Here is a 14,567-nt window from a genome sequence, read left to right as displayed (position 1 = left end):
CGGGCTGAGGCGCGACGCCGGCCCGCACCTGGCGCGGCAACCGGAAGGTCCCGGCGCCGCGGTCGGGGCGGCGCGGTCAGTCAGCGCCGTTCTGCTGCATGAATTCGCGGATGAAGCGGCGGATCTCGCGGGCCGCGCTGGTGTCCATCTCCTTGCAGAGATCGACAAAGGCGTCACGCTCGTCCTTGTCCAGCCGCAGGATCAGCTGGCTGTTCTTCTTCTTGGCGGATTTGGCGTCTTTCTTGCTCACGCGCCCGCACACTCCTTGACATTTGGCATATACTTTGTATATACATTGTATAGTGACTGTCGATATGAATTTGACGTAACACCAATATTGGAGGAATTGCAAATGTCTCTTATCGCAGCGAAAACCATGTTGATCCAGGAGCGCATGGACTGGCGCCGGCCGCATCTGCGCTGGCTGGCCGACAGGTTCTACCGCAACGCCAAGCCGGTCAGGAAATAATCACCGCCCCGGGGCCGCCCGCCCCGGCGGCGGCGCTCCCCTTGCAACGCGCGCGGCAATCGGCCAAACCCGCTGCGACCGTGCCAGGCAGGGAGAGCCGTTCATGTCCAGGACCAGAACCGTCCGCGACTATATCCGCACCATCGTCGATTTCCCGCATGAGGGAATCATGTTCCGCGATGTCACCACGCTGTTTGCCGATCCGCGCGGCTTCCGCATGGCCATCGACCAGATGCTTCACCCCTATGCCGGCGAACAGATCGACAAGGTGGTGGGCCTCGAGGCGCGCGGCTTCATCCTGGGCGGCGCCATCGCGCATCAGCTGTCGGTCGGCTTCGTGCCGATCCGCAAGAAGGGCAAGCTGCCCGGGACCACGATCAGCCAGGACTACAAGCTGGAATATGGCGAGGCCATCGTCGAGATCCACGACGACGCCATCGCCGCGGGTGAAAAGATCCTGCTGGTCGACGACCTGTTGGCCACCGGCGGCACCGCCGCGGCGGGCATCCGGCTGATCGAGCGGCTGGGCGGCCAGATCGTCTCTTGCGCCTTCATCATCGACCTGCCCGAACTTGGCGGGCGCAAGGTGCTGGAAGGCATGGGCATGGATGTGCACGCGCTCTGCGAATTCGACGGGGCCTAGGCCGTCGAAGCCGCGCGCTTCGTCACCACGAACCGACCGGTTGTGCGGGGGTGGCGGCGGCCTCCGCCCACCCCCGGACTCTAGGCGCGCTTTGTGCGTCGCCGGGCGAGCGCCTGCGCCTCCCGGCGGGCCAGCAGGCGCCTGGCTCGCGTCGGGTTAAGCAGACACATCGTTCAGAATTTGAAATGGCCCTGCCCGGCCATCGGTTCAGCCTTCAATTTCGACCGTCCGCGCCACCACTCCAACGGGAAATAGCAGGTAATATCAGATCCCTAACCCCATGTTCCAGCCCGGACATCCCGTCATCCCGTGTCCAGAACCGCCCCCGGATTCAGGATCCCCTGCGGGTCCAGTGCCGCCTTGATCGACCGCATCGCCGCCAGTTTCACCGGGTCGCCATAGCGTTCCAGGTCGTTCACCTTGTCGCGCCCGATGCCATGCTCGGCACTGATCGAGCCGCCCATCCGGTGCACCAGGTCATAGACCAGCCGCCGCACCTCGTCTCGCACGCCGTCATGCACGCCCCGCGCCACGCCCTGCGCCGGGAAGACATTGTAATGCAGGTTGCCGTCGCCCAGGTGGCCGAAACAATTGATCCGGAACGCGCCCAGCCGCGCCAGCGCCTGCGGCGCCGCGGCGATGAAGTCCGGCACCGCCCCCAGCGGCAGCGAAATGTCGTGGCTCGACACCGATCCGATCCTGCGGTTCGCCTCGGGGATATGCTCGCGCAGGTTCCAGAAATCCATCGCCTGCGCCTGCGATTGCGCGATCAGCCCATCGCTGGCCAGGCCCTGCTCGAGCGCCTCGCCGAACAGGTCTTCCAGCACCTCCGCCGGGTCCAGCCCGCGCGGCAGCCCCAGATCGACCAGCACGCACCATTCCGGCGGCGCCGGCCAGGGCTGGCGCAGATCGGGCAGCGTCTCGGCCAGGAAGTGCAGCCCCATACCGCTGATCAGTTCGAAGGCGCTGACAGCCTCGCCCACCATGGCGCGGGCCAGCGCCAGCAGCGCCAGCGCCGCCTCGGGGGACGGCACCACGATCAGCGCGGTGCCCATGGCCGCCGGCAGCGGCGCCAGTTTCAACGCCGCGGCGGTTATCACCCCCAGCGTGCCTTCGGACCCGATCAGCAGGTCGCGCAGATCATAGCCGGTATTGTCCTTGCGCAGCCGGGTCAGCCCGTTCCAGATCCGCCCATCCGGCAGCACCGCCTCCAACCCCAGGCACAGCTCGCGCGCGGTGCCATAGCGCAGCACATTGACCCCGCCCGCATTGCTGCCCAGCGTGCCGCCGATGCGGCACGAACCTTCCGAGGCCAGCGACAGCGGGTACAGCCGCCCGGCCTCACGTGCCGCCGCCTGCACATCGGCCAGGATCGCCCCGGCCTCGGCCACCAGCACGTTTTCCTCGGGATAAACCGCGCGGATCGCCGCCATCCGCTCCAGCGACAGGACCAGCGGCAGCGGCCCGTCGGGCATCACCTGCCCGCCCACCAGCCCGGTACCGCCGCCATAGGGCACCACCGGCACCCGCGCGCGGCTGGCCTCATCCAGAATAGCCGATACGTCCTGCGCGCTGCGCGGCAGCGCCAGGATCCCGGCCTGGCCCTGGACGCGGTCGCGCGGCTCGGCCAGATAACGCGGCTCGGGGGCACGCAGGGAGTCAGGCGGCAGGCGTTGGGCCAGCCGGTCGGCAAACAGGGCATCGGCGGAATTCAATGTCATGGCCGCAGAAATGCCCAAAGCGCCGCCCTGGCGCAAGCGGCAAACCGGCGTGCCGGATCAGGGATCGATCAGGTATTCGGGCGTCAGCACCACCACGGTCGGGCGTGCCGGCAGGCTGCGCAGCGACACTTCGAAATCCGGCCGGTTCAGCCGCTCGATGGCGAAATCGCCCGCGATGCCGCCCAGGAAGTTTTCCAGCGTATAGCTGCTGAACCAGTGCATCGGGATCACCACCGAGGATTTCAGCCGGGTCAGGATGCTGATCATGTCGGGCAGCGCAATGGTGGTGCCGCCATCGACGGCGGCCATCACCACGTCCAGCCGGCCCAGCGCCGCAAATTGGGCGTCGTTCGGGATATGGTGGAGGTGGCCCAGATGGCCGATGCACAGCCCCGCCACCTCGAACACGAAGATCGAGTTGCCCCGCTCCTCGACGCCGCCGCCATAGGGCGAGCGGATGTCGGTCGACACATTGCGCACCAGCAATTCGCCGAGGTCGAGGTAATGGTCGATCCCCTGTCCGAAATCGCCCCAGCCCGGCAGCACATTGGGAATCGCCGGATCGGGCTGTGCGGTCCAGTGGGTGGAATGGGCGTGGTTCATCGTCACCACATCCGGCACCAGGCCCGTCTCGCCCAGAAAGCCGGTGTAATCCGTCACCGCGCTCAGCCCGCCGGGCGTCTGGATCAGAAAACTGGCGTGATGGATGTAATGGATCCGCACCGTGTAATCGTCGGGCGGCGGATCATGCCAGGAGGCCTTGTGGATATATTCGATCCCCGGCGCGGCATCGGCAATCGCGATGCAATGACTGGGCTGCCGATCCTGTGCGAAGGCGGGCAATCCGGTCAGTCCGATCAGCGAGGCAATCAACAGGAATCGCATGACGACAGACTAGCCATCACCCGGCCGCTCGCAGCGCACATTCCCGTGAGCGGGGCCGCCTGGCCCGCCTTGCGCAGCTCCGATGCCACTTTTGTACTCAGAACCTCGATCGCCCGCCTCATCTCGGCAGGGTCTGTCACCCGATCGCCATCTGGATCGCGCCCTGGTCAACGCCCAGATCCGCATGCCAAGCTTTTCCTCGAACCGCGCGTCGTAGGCGTCGAGGGGCGCGAATTGCCGGATCACCCGCACCGGCACCGCCGCGCTGAGGCGGGTGGTCCTTGTGGTGCGCGCGCAGCTTCTGTGCGGTGCGGATCAGCCCGCCTCGGTCCGCCCCCGGCGGTCGGAACGCAGCGCCGCATACAGCACATGAGTGCGCCAGCGCCCGTCGATCTGCAGATAGCTCTGCGCGACGCCCTCGTATTTGAAGCCGGAGATTTCCAGCAACCCGCGCGAGGCGGCGTTTTCCGGCAGGCAGGCGGCCTCGATCCGCGACAGGTCCAGCTTGGTATAGGCGTAGTGCACCACCGCGCCGATCGCCTCGCGCATGTAACCCTGGCGCGCGAAGGTTTCCCCGGTCCAATAGCCCAGCGTGCCGGCCTGCGCCGGGCCGCGACGGATATTGTCCAAGGTGATCGCGCCGACCAGCGAGTCGTCGGCGCGGCGGATCAGGAACAGCGGCAGCGCCGAGCCGCTGGAAACCGAACGATGCGCCCAGTAGACCCGGTTGGTAAAGGCCTTGCGGCTGAGGTGGTCGCTGGCCCAGCTGGGCTCCCACGGGGCCAGGAATGACTCGCTCTCGCGGCGCAGCGTGCTCCAGGGCCGGAAATCGGAATGCACCGGCGGGCGCAACGTCAGCCGTTCCGTTTCCAGCCTGAGCTTGCGACGGGGCAGCAGCATCAGGCGGCGCGCCTCTCCTGCAATTCGGCCAGCGACGGGGCGGCATCGACGGGACCGTACAGCGCCAGCGCCGCAGGTGCCTCGGCGGCGACATGCTGGGCAAAGGCGCGGACGTCGCCGGTGGTCACCGCGTCGATACGGCGGATGGTGTCTTCCAGCGGTGGCACCCGGTCCCAGATCTGCACCAGTCGGGCCAGCCGCTCGGCGCGGTTGGACGGACTTTCCAGCCCCATCAGCAGGCCGGCCTTCATCTGCGCGCGGGCGCGCGCCACCTCTGCCGGGCTCATATCCGCGGCGGCGCGCTTCATCTCGTCAAAGGTGATGTGGGCCAGGTCGGCGATCTGATTGGCGCTGGTGCCGGCATAGATCGTGGTGGTCCCGGTATCGGCATAGGCGCCGGTCTGGGCAAAGATGGTATAGCACAGGCCGCGGCGTTCGCGGATCTCCTGGAACAGCCGCGAGGACATGCCGCCGCCCAGGGCGGTGGAATAAATCTGCGCGGTATACAGCATCTCGTCGCGATAGCCGGGGCTTTCCAGCGCCAGCGCGAAATGCGCCTGTTCCAGCGGCTTGGCATGGCGCACCTCGCCCCCGGTGAAGGTGGCGCGCGGAATGTCCACCGGCGGCCGGCGGTCCAGGTGACCGAACAGCGCCTCGGCGGTGCGCACCAGCGCGTCGTGATCCACCGCGCCGGCAGCCGACAGGATCATCTGCTCGGGGCCGTAACGTTCGGCCACGAAACCGGCGAGATCCTCGCGGGAAAACGCGCTGACCCGTTCGGAGGGGCCCAGGATGGTACGGCCGATCGGCTGGTCGCGATAGCTTTCTTCCTGCAGCCAGTCGAAGATCACGTCGTCGGGCGTGTCATGCGCCTGGCCGATCTCCTGCAGGATCACCCCGCGCTCGACCTCGATCTCGGCCGGGTCGAAGACCGGGTTCAGCAGGATATCGGCGATCACGTCCATCGCCAGCGGCACGTCGGCGGCCAGCACGCGGGCGTAATAGGCGGTGACCTCGCGGCTGGTATAGGCGTTGATATAGCCGCCCACATCCTCGATCGCCTCGGCGATCTGCAGCGCGCTGCGCCGCTTGGTGCCCTTGAACGCCATGTGTTCAAGGAAATGGGCGATGCCGTTCTGTTCCAACCGCTCGTGGCGCCCGCCGGCGGTGACCCAGATGCCGATGGCGGCAGACTGGAGGCCCGGCATGTGTTCTGAAACGATACGGAAGCCGTTGGAAAGCTGATCCTGCTGTACGGTCACGCGGCGATATGCCCTCTGATATGGTCCTGAATTGCGGTCAGATCATTGGCGATCCGGGTCACCCGCTCTGACCTTTCATACAGATCCGCCATGCGCGGGGGAAGAGGCGGATGCACCCCGGTCGCACGCTCCACCGCATCGGGGAACTTGGCCGGATGCGCGGTGGCCAGGGTGATCATCGGCACCGCCGGATCGCGCTGCGCATTGGCAACCTTCACGCCGACGGCGCTGTGCGGGCAGATCAGCTTGGCACTGTCCTTCAGCGTGGCGGCGATGGTGGCCAGGGTTTCCTCTTCCGAGGCGCGGCCCGAGGCGAACACCTCGCCCAGGAATTGCAGCGCCCCCTGGCTGACGTCGAAGCCGCCGGATTTCAGCTCGTCCATCAGCTGCGCCACCGCGCCGCCGTCGCGGCCATAGGCATCGAACAGCGCGCGTTCAAAGTTGGAACTGACCTGGATGTCCATCGACGGGCTGATCGAGGGCACCGTCGGCCCCTTGTGATAGCCCTGCCCGCCCAGGCAGCGGTGCAGGATGTCGTTCTGGTTGGTGGCGACCACCAGCTGGTCCACCGGCAGGCCCATCCGCTGGGCGATATAGCCGGCGAAGATATCACCGAAATTGCCGGTCGGCACGGTAAAGCTGACCCGGCGCTGCGGCGCGCCCAGCGACACGGCGGACGAGAAGTAATAGACCACCTGCGCCAGCACCCGCGCCCAGTTGATCGAGTTGACGGCGGCCAGCCTGACATGATCGCGGAAGGCGTCATCGGCAAACATTGCCTTCAGCGCCGCCTGGCAATCGTCGAAATCGCCCTCGACCGCCAGCGCGTGCACATTGGCCTCGCTCGGCGTGGTCATCTGCCGGCGCTGCACCTCGGACACCCGGCCATGCGGGAACAGGATGAACACATCGACATTGTCCAGTCCGCGAAACGCCTCGATCGCGGCCGAGCCGGTGTCGCCGCTGGTGGCACCGACGATAGTGACCCGTTCACCGCGCCGCGCCAGCGCCGCCTGGAACAGCTGGCCGATCAGCTGCATGGCGAAATCCTTGAAGGCCAGCGTGGGGCCGTGGAACAGCTCGAGCAGGAAATGGTTCGGCGCCAGCTGCACCAGCGGCGCGCGCGCGGCATGGCCGAACCCGGCATAGGCGCGGGCGATGATGGCGCGAAACTCGTCCTCGGCAAACGTGTCGCCGACAAAGGGGCGCATCACCCGAAAGGCGGTCTCTTCATAGCTGAGCCCGGCCAGCGCCGCGATCTCCTCGGTGGACATTTGCGGCACGCTTTCCGGCACGTAGAGCCCGCCGTCGCGGGCCAGCCCGGTCAGCATGGTATCTTCAAAGCCAAGCGCCGGGGCCTGGCCGCGGGTGGAGATATATTTCATGTCGCTTCACCGGATTTGCGCGCCCGCGGGCGCCAGAGGAAATAGACGGTCATGGCGATCCACACAACCGCCAGCGAGAACCAGGTGATGGCATATTGCAGGTGATCGTTGGGAATGCCCTCGGTCCCGACCGGCAGCGGCGTCAGCACCGGATCGGTCGCGTTCGCGGCGATCAGCAGCAGCGGTTCGGTGTCCAGCGCCTGTGCCATGGCGGCGACATCGCGGGCGAACCAGGTCTCGGTGGCGCGGTCGGGCGCCGGGGTGAATTTGTCGGTCTCGTCCGGCCAGTGCAGGTTGCCGACAATCCGCGCCGGGCCCAGCGCGCGCACCGCCTCGCGGTCGCCCTCGCGGACAAAGCCGCGATCCAGCAGGATGCGCCGCCCGTCCTGGGTGCGGAACGGGGCGATGATGCGATAGCCGGCCCCGATATTCTTGCGCGACACCAGCACCGCCAGTTCCCCCGGCAGGATGGTGCCCTCGGCCTGCACTGCCAGATAGGCATCGCGCAGCGGTTCGGGCGCGGACGGCAGGTCCATCGGCGCGGCGGCGATGCGGGTTTCGATGTCGGACAGCAGCGTCTGTTTCCAGTCCAGCCGCTGCAGCTGCCAGACACCCAGCGCCAGCAGGATCGCGGCGCCGGTGGCGCCGAAGGTCAGCAGGAATAAAAGTCGGTTCATTGCGGGCTTTTCGGACTTAAAAGGCGCGCAAACCAGGTTGCGCGCCTTGCAGTGGATATCGGGCTTTGGCGCGGGATTGAACCCGCGAACGCGGCTTAGCCCAGCCCGGACGTGCCCCAGATATAGACGGCGACGAACAGGAACAGCCAGACCACGTCGACGAAGTGCCAGTACCAGGCGGCGGCTTCGAAACCGACATGGTGTTCTGGGGTGAAATCGCCCCGCATGGCGCGGATCAGGCAGACGATCAGGAAGATCGTGCCGATCACCACATGCACCCCGTGGAAGCCGGTGGCCATGAAGAAGTTCGAATAGAACTGGTCGCCGCCGAACTCCCAACCGTCATGGGTCAGCAGAAGCAGGTATTCATAGGCCTGCAGCGCGGTAAAGGCGATGCCCAGCCCGATGCCGATGGCCAGGCCGTTGATCAGTGCCTTGCGGTCATTGCCATGCACCAGGCCGTGGTGCGCCCAGGTCACCGCGCAGCCCGACAGCAACAGCAGCAGCGTGTTGATCAGCGGCAGGTGGAACGGGTCGACCGCGTGGATATCCGGCGCGACATATTCGGTGCCGGCATAGTACTGCATCGGGTAGATGGCGTGTTTGAAGAACGACCAGAACCAGGCAAAGAAGAACATCACCTCGGACATGATGAACAGGATGAAGCCATAGCGCAGGCCGATCCGCACCACCGGGGTGTGATCGCCCACATGGCTTTCATTCACCACGTCGGTCCACCAGCCGATCATCGTGTAGATCACCCCGATGGTCCCGGCCCAGAACACATAGGCGGTGATGTCGTGCATCCACAGGACGGCGCCCAGCAGCATGACAAAGCCGGACACCGACGCGATCAACGGATACGCGGACGGAGGCAGAATGTGATAGTCGTGGTTTTTTGCGTGTGCCATCTTTTGGGAGTCCCTCACCTTAGGGCTTAGTTCGTTGTTTTGGTTACGCCGTTGTCGAGAGCGGCATAGCCCTCGGGCAGGTCGATTTCGTGAAACGTGTAGGACAGCGTGATGCTGCGGGTAAATTTCGCGTCCGCATCGTTGACGATCTCGGGGTCGACATAGAAGGTCACCGGCATCTGCACCGTCTCGCCGGGTTCCAGCACCTGCTCTTCAAAGCAGAAGCACTGGATCTTGTTGAAATAATATCCCGCCTCATAGGGGAAGACATTATAGCTGGCCTGCCCGGCCACCGGACGGTCGGTCGGATTGTGCGCCTCGTAGAAGGTCAGCCCGGTTTCACCGATCTTCATCTCGATCACCCGTTCGACCGGCGTGAAGGTCCAGGGCATATCGCGGTCGGTCGAGGCGTCGAAGCGGATCTTGATGGTCTGGTCCAGCACGTCGCCATTGCTCTGCTCGGCGACATTGGTGGTGCCGCCAAACCCGGTGACCCGGCAGAACCAGTTGTAGAACGGTACCGCGGCCCAGGCCAGCCCGCCCATCAGCACCACGACCCCGACCAGGGTCGCCGCCGTCTTTTGGGGTGCCGACATCGCCATCAGTTCAGCTCCTCCACCGCGGGAACGGTGAAATCCTCGTTGGTCACCTTCACCACGGTCAGGCCGAAGATGATGGCCACGAAAGCCACCAGCAGCAGGCCGACGCCCAGGTTGCGCCCAAAGCGGCGCTGGTGCAATTCGTGCAGCGGTTTCAGAGTCATGCCCAGCCCCCCAAGCCGAAGGGTTTCAGAAGTGCCTCGGCCAGGATCGCGCCGAAATGCAGGAACAGATAGGCCAGAGACAGCCGGAAGAAACGCTTTTCGACGGCGCAGCCATCGGCCAGGCTGTCGCGCTCGTCGCGCCGCCAGATGCGCAGCGCCCCGACCAGGAACAGCGCGTTCAGCGCCACCGACACCACCAGGTACAGCGGGCCGCCAATGGCGGTAAAGCCGGCACCAACCGCCAGCACCGCCAGCAGGATGGTATAAACCAGGATATGCGTCCGCGTGGTCCGGCGGCCATGGGTCACCGTCAGCATCGGCACGCCGGCATCCTCGTAATCCGAGTTCATGAACAGCGCCAGCGCCCAGAAATGCGGCGGCGTCCACATGAAGATCAGCGCCACCATCAGCCAGGGTTCGACCGCCATCTCGCCGGTCACGGCGACCCAGCCGATCAGCGGCGGCAGCGCGCCGGCCAGGCCGCCGATGACGATGTTCTGCGGCGTCGACCGCTTCAGCCAGATGGTATAGATCACCACGTAGAAAAAGATGGTGAAGGCCAGCAGGAAGCCGGCCAGGATATTGGTGGCCAGCGCCAGCATCACCACCGAAAACCCCGACAGCGTCAGCCCGATCGCCAACGCCTCGCCGCCGGTGACGCGGCCCGCCGGTATCGGGCGCTTTTTCGTCCGCCGCATCCGCGCGTCGATATCGGCGTCCCACCACATGTTCAGCGCCCCCGAGGCGCCGCCGCCCACGGCGATGAACAGGATGGCGCAGAAGCCGATCATCGGATGCACCGGCGCCGGCGCGGCCAGCAGACCCACCAGCGCGGTGAACACCACCAGCGACATGACGCGCGGCTTCAGCAGCGCGAAATAGTCGCCGAACCCGGCCTCGCGCTCGAACCCTTTGGCTTGCGTATTGATGCTTGCGTCGGTCATCGTCTTGTCGCGCGGGGCGTCACGAGACGCCCCCTCTCGGGAAAATTGCAGGCGCGGGAAGACCCGCGCCCGGTCCATCTCAGTCGGCCTGGGCCACGGTCACGGTCCGCGGCTTGCCGGCATATTGTTCGATCGCGCCCTCCAGCCAGGCATCATAGGCCTCCTGGCTGACCACCTTGACGGTGATCGGCATATAGGCGTGGTCCTTGCCGCAGAGTTCCGAGCACTGGCCGAAATACACGCCTTCGCGGTCGGCGTTGAACCACAGCTCGGCCAGGCGGCCGGGCACCGCATCCTGCTTCACGCCGAAGGCGGGAATGGTCCAGGAATGGATCACGTCCGAGCCGGTCACCTGCATCACGATGGTCTTGCCGACCGGCACCACCACCGCGGTATCGGTGGCCAGCAGGTATTGATTCTGCGTATAGCCGTATTCTTCCAGCTGGTCGCGCTGAAGCATGAAGCTGTCGAACCGGAACTCGTCGTCGATATATTCGTAGGTCCAGTACCACTGGTTGCCGGTCACCTTGATGGTGATGTCACCCTCGGGGATTTCCTGCTGTTCAAACAGCACCGGCAACGAGAAGGCGCCGATCAGCACCAGGATGAAGATCGGGACGATGGTCCAGGCGACTTCCAGCGGCGTGTTATGGGTAAAGCTGGCCGGCTTCGGGTTCGAGCGGCTGTTAAAGCGCAGGATGGCATAGACCAGCAGCGCCACCACGAAGATACAGATCAGGGTGATGATGATCAGCAGCAGATGGTCCAGCCCCTGCTGCGCGCGTGCCAGATCGGTTGCCGCCGCCTGGAACCCGACGCCGCCGGGATGCGGTTCACCAACGATTTCCAATCCGTCCTGGGCCAGCGCGGGCAGAGCCGAAAGGGCGGTCACAAGTCCAGAAAGCGTCAATGCAGTTTTCATATCATGTCCTGATCGATTGATCCCGATAGTACCGGTCAGCCGCCTTTTCCTAAAGGCAGCGCACCGGCCATTGTGTTTGCTGCGTGTTAAAACCATATTCCGCCAGACAGATAAAGCCATCAGCTTGCGTCAAACGGACGCTTTTTTTGATTTGGATCGATCCGGAGCGCCAGCAACCATGTCAGATGCCCCCTTCCGCCCCTTCGACTCGGCCCTCCCGCATGACGAGGCCCTGGCCCAGCTGCGCCTGGCCACCGCCGGCGCCGATGACGGGGAATTGTTCGTCGAACGCCGCCGGTCGGAGGCGCTGGTCTTCGATGACGGCCGTCTGAAAAGCGCAAATTATGACGCCTCCGAAGGGTTTGGCCTGCGCGCCGTGCGCGGCGAGGTGGCCGGCTATGCCCATTCGACCGAGCTGAGCATCGCCGCGCTGAAACGCGCCTCGGACACCGCGCGGCTGGCGGTGGGCGATGGCGGCGGCACCCTGGCCGATGCCCCTGCCCCCACCAACCGACGGCTTTACACCGATTCCGACCCGATTGCCGGCACCGCCTTTCCGGTCAAGATCGACACGCTGCGCGAGATCGACGCCTTTGCCCGCGGGCTCGATTCCCGCGTGGTGCAGGTCTCGGCGACGCTGGCGGCCTCGCTGCAGGAGGTCGAGATTCTTCGCCCCGACGGGGTGCAGTTGCGCGATGTGCGGCCGATGACGCGGGTCAATGTCTCGGTGATCGTCGAACAGAACGGCCACCGCGAAAGCGGTACCGCCGGCGGCGGTGGTCGCCTCGGGCTGGACGGGCTGATCGATCCCGAAGACTGGCAGGCCAAGGCGCGCGAGGCGCTGCGCATCGCGCTGGTCAACCTCGATGCGGTGCCGGCCCCGGCGGGCGTGATGGAGGTGGCGCTGGGCCCCGGCTGGCCGGGCATCCTGCTGCACGAGGCGATCGGCCACGGGCTGGAGGGCGATTTCAACCGCAAGGGCACCTCGGCCTTTGCCGGGCTGATGGGCCAGCAGGTGGCGGCCCCGGGCGTGACGATCCTGGATGACGGCACGATTCCCGACCGGCGCGGATCGATCACCGTCGATGACGAGGGCACGCCCTCGGGCAAGAACGTGCTGATCGAGGACGGCATCCTGGTCGGTTTCATGCAGGACCGCCAGAATGCCCGCCTGATGGGGGTAAAGCCCACCGGCAACGGGCGGCGGCAAAGCTATGCCCACCGGCCGATGCCGCGAATGACCAACACCTATATGCTGGGCGGCCAGGACGATCCCACCGATATCGTCGCCGAGATCAAGGACGGCATCTGGGCGGTGGGATTCGGCGGCGGCCAGGTCGACATCACCAATGGCAAGTTCGTGTTTTCCTGCACCGAGGCCTATCGCGTGAAAGACGGCAAGATCGGCGCCCCGGTCAAGGGCGCCACGCTGATCGGCGACGGGCCCAACGCGCTGAAACGCATCCGCGCGCTGGGCAATGACATGGCGCTGGATCCCGGCATGGGCAATTGCGGCAAGGACGGGCAATGGGTGCCGGTCGGCGTCGGCCAGCCCACGGTTCTGATGGACGGTCTGACGGTGGGCGGCTCGGCAACGTGACACCGCGCCCGGCCCTGCCCGCGGATCTGCCGGCCGCGGCGCGGCTGTGGCACCGGGCCTGGCACCAGGCACATGATCCGCTGGTTCCGGCCGGCATCGCCATGATGCGCAGTCCCGAGGATTTCGCCACCCGACTCGCCGGGTTCGGCGCAGCGCTACGCGTTGTCGGCCCAGAGGGCGCGCCGGTGGGCCTCTGCGTGATCCGCGCCGACGAGTTGCACCAGCTGTTCGTCGCCGCCGACGCGCGCGGCAGCGGCGTGGCCGCGGCGCTGCTGGCGGATGGCGAATCTCGGCTGGCGCGGAACGGGATTCGCCAGGCCTGGCTGGATGTTGTTGTCGGCAACCAGCGCGCCTTGCGGTTCTATGCCAAGCATGGCTGGCGGCAGACACGGCGCCAGGGCTTTGACGTCGAGACTCCGACCGGGATCTTTCCCGTCGAAATACAGTATATGGAAAAGACCTTAGCAGGCTAAGTTCAACCGCGCAGACCTTCGGCCGCCAGCGCTGATACGCCATTTGTCCAGCCGCTTCCGACCCTTGCGGCCCAGCCGGCCCATCGAAACCGCCACCGAAAACAAACAACCTCCGCGCGAAAAACGATCACAAGTTAACGTGCTGTTAACTTTGTGTCGATTATCCCTGTGTCCGCAAGCAGGCGGAGCGACGGATGACCGAAGAACATCATTCTTCCATTCACCCCCCACTCCCACCCACCATGGAAGATGACCGGTTTTCATGGCTTCGTCTGCTGCGTTCGCGTCGGGTCGGTGTTTCGACCTTTCACCGGCTGCTGGGCGAATATGGCTCGGCGCAAAATGCGCTGGCCGCGTTGCCCGACGTGGCACGCGCCGCCGGAGTAGACGGGTATGAAATATGCCCGGCCGGCGTGATCCAAGCCGAACTCAAGGCCGCAAAAGCCGCCAACGCGCGGCTTTTGTGCCTTGGGGGGCCGGGCTATCCGCCGGAACTGGCCGAAATCGCCGACGCGCCGCCGCTGCTCTGGCTGCAGGGTGATGGCGACCTGCTGGTGCGCCCGGCGGTTGCGCTGGTCGGGGCGCGCAACGCCTCGTCGCTGGGCACCCGCATGGCCCGTGCCCTGGCGCGCGAATTGGGCGAGGCCGGGTACATCGTGGTGTCGGGACTGGCGCGCGGGGTCGATACCGCGGCACATCTGGCCGCGCTGGAAACCGGCACCGTCGCGGTGATGGCCGGCGGGGTCGACATGGTCTATCCGGCCGAAAACGCGCATCTGGGCCGCGACATCGCCGCGCGCGGCGCGCTGATCTCGGAACAACCGATGGGCCTGGCCCCGGCGGCGCGGCATTTTCCCCGCCGCAATCGAATCATCGCCGGTCTGGCCCGCGCCGTGGTGGTGGTGGAGGCGGCGGCCAAGTCAGGCAGCCTGATCACCGCGCGCGATGCGCTGGACCAGGGCCGCGAGGTGCTGGGGGTGCCGGGCCACCCGTTCGACGCCCGCGCCGCCGG

Annotated in this window: 16 protein-coding genes; 4 read left to right on the top strand and 12 right to left on the bottom strand. The window is 66.0% G+C overall.

All coding sequences use genetic code 11. The features are described 5' to 3' along the window. Positions 1-76: 76 nt before the first annotated feature. The gene (locus CVM52_RS27000; protein ID WP_172721036.1) at positions 77-250 is read right to left on the bottom strand and encodes a hypothetical protein; all 174 of its coding nucleotides are present in this window, start codon (positions 248-250) and stop codon (positions 77-79) included. 322 nt (positions 251-572) lie between these two features. On the opposite strand from CVM52_RS27000, the gene CVM52_RS18220 reads away from it, so the two are divergent. Next, positions 573-1,112 (top strand): adenine phosphoribosyltransferase, encoded by a 540-nt coding sequence (locus tag CVM52_RS18220; RefSeq protein WP_100163862.1) that lies wholly within the window; start codon positions 573-575, stop codon positions 1,110-1,112. Positions 1,113-1,414: 302 nt separating this feature from the next. On the opposite strand, the gene CVM52_RS18215 is transcribed toward CVM52_RS18220, so the two are convergent. From CVM52_RS18215 to coxB, 11 genes are all read right to left on the bottom strand, one after another. Next, positions 1,415-2,833, bottom strand: coding sequence for an FAD-binding oxidoreductase (locus tag CVM52_RS18215; RefSeq protein ID WP_100163861.1), 1,419 nt, complete (start codon positions 2,831-2,833; stop codon positions 1,415-1,417). 57 nt (positions 2,834-2,890) lie between these two features. Next, complete coding sequence (locus CVM52_RS18210; RefSeq protein WP_100163860.1) at positions 2,891-3,718, bottom strand: MBL fold metallo-hydrolase; 828 nt, start codon at positions 3,716-3,718, stop codon at positions 2,891-2,893. A gap of 315 nt (positions 3,719-4,033) precedes the next feature. Beyond that, the gene (locus CVM52_RS18205; protein WP_100163859.1) at positions 4,034-4,618 is read right to left on the bottom strand and encodes a GNAT family N-acetyltransferase; all 585 of its coding nucleotides are present in this window, start codon (positions 4,616-4,618) and stop codon (positions 4,034-4,036) included. Continuing rightward, entirely contained in the window at positions 4,618-5,880 is a 1,263-nt protein-coding gene (locus tag CVM52_RS18200; RefSeq protein ID WP_100163858.1) for a M16 family metallopeptidase, read from the bottom strand. Before CVM52_RS18200 ends, CVM52_RS18205 begins: the two co-directional genes overlap by 1 nt. Further along, positions 5,877-7,265, bottom strand: a complete 1,389-nt coding sequence (thrC, locus tag CVM52_RS18195) for a threonine synthase (protein ID WP_100163857.1) — start codon at positions 7,263-7,265, stop codon at positions 5,877-5,879. The genes CVM52_RS18200 and thrC overlap by 4 nt, the downstream gene beginning before the upstream one ends. Continuing rightward, positions 7,262-7,942 carry an SURF1 family protein gene (locus CVM52_RS18190; protein ID WP_100163856.1) on the bottom strand — a complete coding sequence of 227 codons (681 nt, stop codon included), beginning with the start codon at positions 7,940-7,942 and terminating at the stop codon, positions 7,262-7,264. The genes thrC and CVM52_RS18190 overlap by 4 nt, the downstream gene beginning before the upstream one ends. Before the next feature lie 95 nt (positions 7,943-8,037). Further along, the gene (locus tag CVM52_RS18185) at positions 8,038-8,853 is read right to left on the bottom strand and encodes a cytochrome c oxidase subunit 3 (RefSeq protein ID WP_100163855.1); all 816 of its coding nucleotides are present in this window, start codon (positions 8,851-8,853) and stop codon (positions 8,038-8,040) included. 26 nt (positions 8,854-8,879) lie between these two features. After that, the gene (locus CVM52_RS18180; RefSeq protein WP_100163854.1) at positions 8,880-9,455 is read right to left on the bottom strand and encodes a cytochrome c oxidase assembly protein; all 576 of its coding nucleotides are present in this window, start codon (positions 9,453-9,455) and stop codon (positions 8,880-8,882) included. Continuing rightward, on the bottom strand, positions 9,455-9,616 hold the full coding sequence (locus tag CVM52_RS26995; RefSeq protein ID WP_172721035.1) for a cytochrome c oxidase system small membrane protein: 162 nt from the start codon (positions 9,614-9,616) through the stop codon (positions 9,455-9,457). The genes CVM52_RS18180 and CVM52_RS26995 overlap by 1 nt, the downstream gene beginning before the upstream one ends. After that, positions 9,613-10,560, bottom strand: a complete 948-nt coding sequence (cyoE, locus tag CVM52_RS18175; RefSeq protein WP_100163864.1) for a heme o synthase — start codon at positions 10,558-10,560, stop codon at positions 9,613-9,615. The genes CVM52_RS26995 and cyoE overlap by 4 nt, the downstream gene beginning before the upstream one ends. A gap of 79 nt (positions 10,561-10,639) precedes the next feature. Continuing rightward, positions 10,640-11,482 carry a cytochrome c oxidase subunit II gene (coxB, locus tag CVM52_RS18170; protein WP_100163853.1) on the bottom strand — a complete coding sequence of 281 codons (843 nt, stop codon included), beginning with the start codon at positions 11,480-11,482 and terminating at the stop codon, positions 10,640-10,642. Positions 11,483-11,660: 178 nt separating this feature from the next. On the opposite strand from coxB, the gene tldD reads away from it, so the two are divergent. From tldD to dprA, 3 genes are all read left to right on the top strand, one after another. After that, positions 11,661-13,082, top strand: a complete 1,422-nt coding sequence (gene tldD / locus CVM52_RS18165) for a metalloprotease TldD (protein ID WP_100163852.1) — start codon at positions 11,661-11,663, stop codon at positions 13,080-13,082. After that, positions 13,079-13,555: a GNAT family N-acetyltransferase gene (locus tag CVM52_RS18160; RefSeq protein WP_205964984.1), complete on the top strand. Its 477-nt coding sequence runs from the start codon at positions 13,079-13,081 to the stop codon at positions 13,553-13,555. Before tldD ends, CVM52_RS18160 begins: the two co-directional genes overlap by 4 nt. A 194-nt stretch (positions 13,556-13,749) precedes the next feature. Further along, a partial coding sequence (gene dprA / locus CVM52_RS18155; RefSeq protein ID WP_100163863.1) for a DNA-processing protein DprA occupies positions 13,750-14,567 on the top strand: 818 nt, incomplete at its 3' end.

This window comes from Pseudooceanicola lipolyticus (genome assembly GCF_002786325.1).
Classification (GTDB): domain Bacteria; phylum Pseudomonadota; class Alphaproteobacteria; order Rhodobacterales; family Rhodobacteraceae; genus Pseudooceanicola_C; species Pseudooceanicola_C lipolyticus.
This window is presented reverse-complemented; position numbering and strand designations above follow the sequence as displayed.

What these genes read in the sequence shown, in the direction of transcription:
- CVM52_RS18185 (WP_100163855.1), bottom strand. Translation starts at nt 8,853, where the DNA reads ATGGCACACGCAAAAAACCACGACTATCACATTCTGCCTCCGTCCGCG.
- CVM52_RS18190 (WP_100163856.1), bottom strand. Translation starts at nt 7,942, where the DNA reads ATGAACCGACTTTTATTCCTGCTGACCTTCGGCGCCACCGGCGCCGCG.
- CVM52_RS26995 (WP_172721035.1), bottom strand. Translation starts at nt 9,616, where the DNA reads ATGACTCTGAAACCGCTGCACGAATTGCACCAGCGCCGCTTTGGGCGC.
- CVM52_RS18180 (WP_100163854.1), bottom strand. Translation starts at nt 9,455, where the DNA reads ATGGCGATGTCGGCACCCCAAAAGACGGCGGCGACCCTGGTCGGGGTC.
- tldD (WP_100163852.1), top strand. Translation starts at nt 11,661, where the DNA reads ATGTCAGATGCCCCCTTCCGCCCCTTCGACTCGGCCCTCCCGCATGAC.
- CVM52_RS18210 (WP_100163860.1), bottom strand. Translation starts at nt 3,718, where the DNA reads ATGCGATTCCTGTTGATTGCCTCGCTGATCGGACTGACCGGATTGCCC.
- cyoE (WP_100163864.1), bottom strand. Translation starts at nt 10,560, where the DNA reads ATGACCGACGCAAGCATCAATACGCAAGCCAAAGGGTTCGAGCGCGAG.
- thrC (WP_100163857.1), bottom strand. Translation starts at nt 7,265, where the DNA reads ATGAAATATATCTCCACCCGCGGCCAGGCCCCGGCGCTTGGCTTTGAA.
- CVM52_RS18205 (WP_100163859.1), bottom strand. Translation starts at nt 4,618, where the DNA reads ATGCTGCTGCCCCGTCGCAAGCTCAGGCTGGAAACGGAACGGCTGACG.
- CVM52_RS18215 (WP_100163861.1), bottom strand. Translation starts at nt 2,833, where the DNA reads ATGACATTGAATTCCGCCGATGCCCTGTTTGCCGACCGGCTGGCCCAA.
- CVM52_RS18220 (WP_100163862.1), top strand. Translation starts at nt 573, where the DNA reads ATGTCCAGGACCAGAACCGTCCGCGACTATATCCGCACCATCGTCGAT.
- coxB (WP_100163853.1), bottom strand. Translation starts at nt 11,482, where the DNA reads ATGAAAACTGCATTGACGCTTTCTGGACTTGTGACCGCCCTTTCGGCT.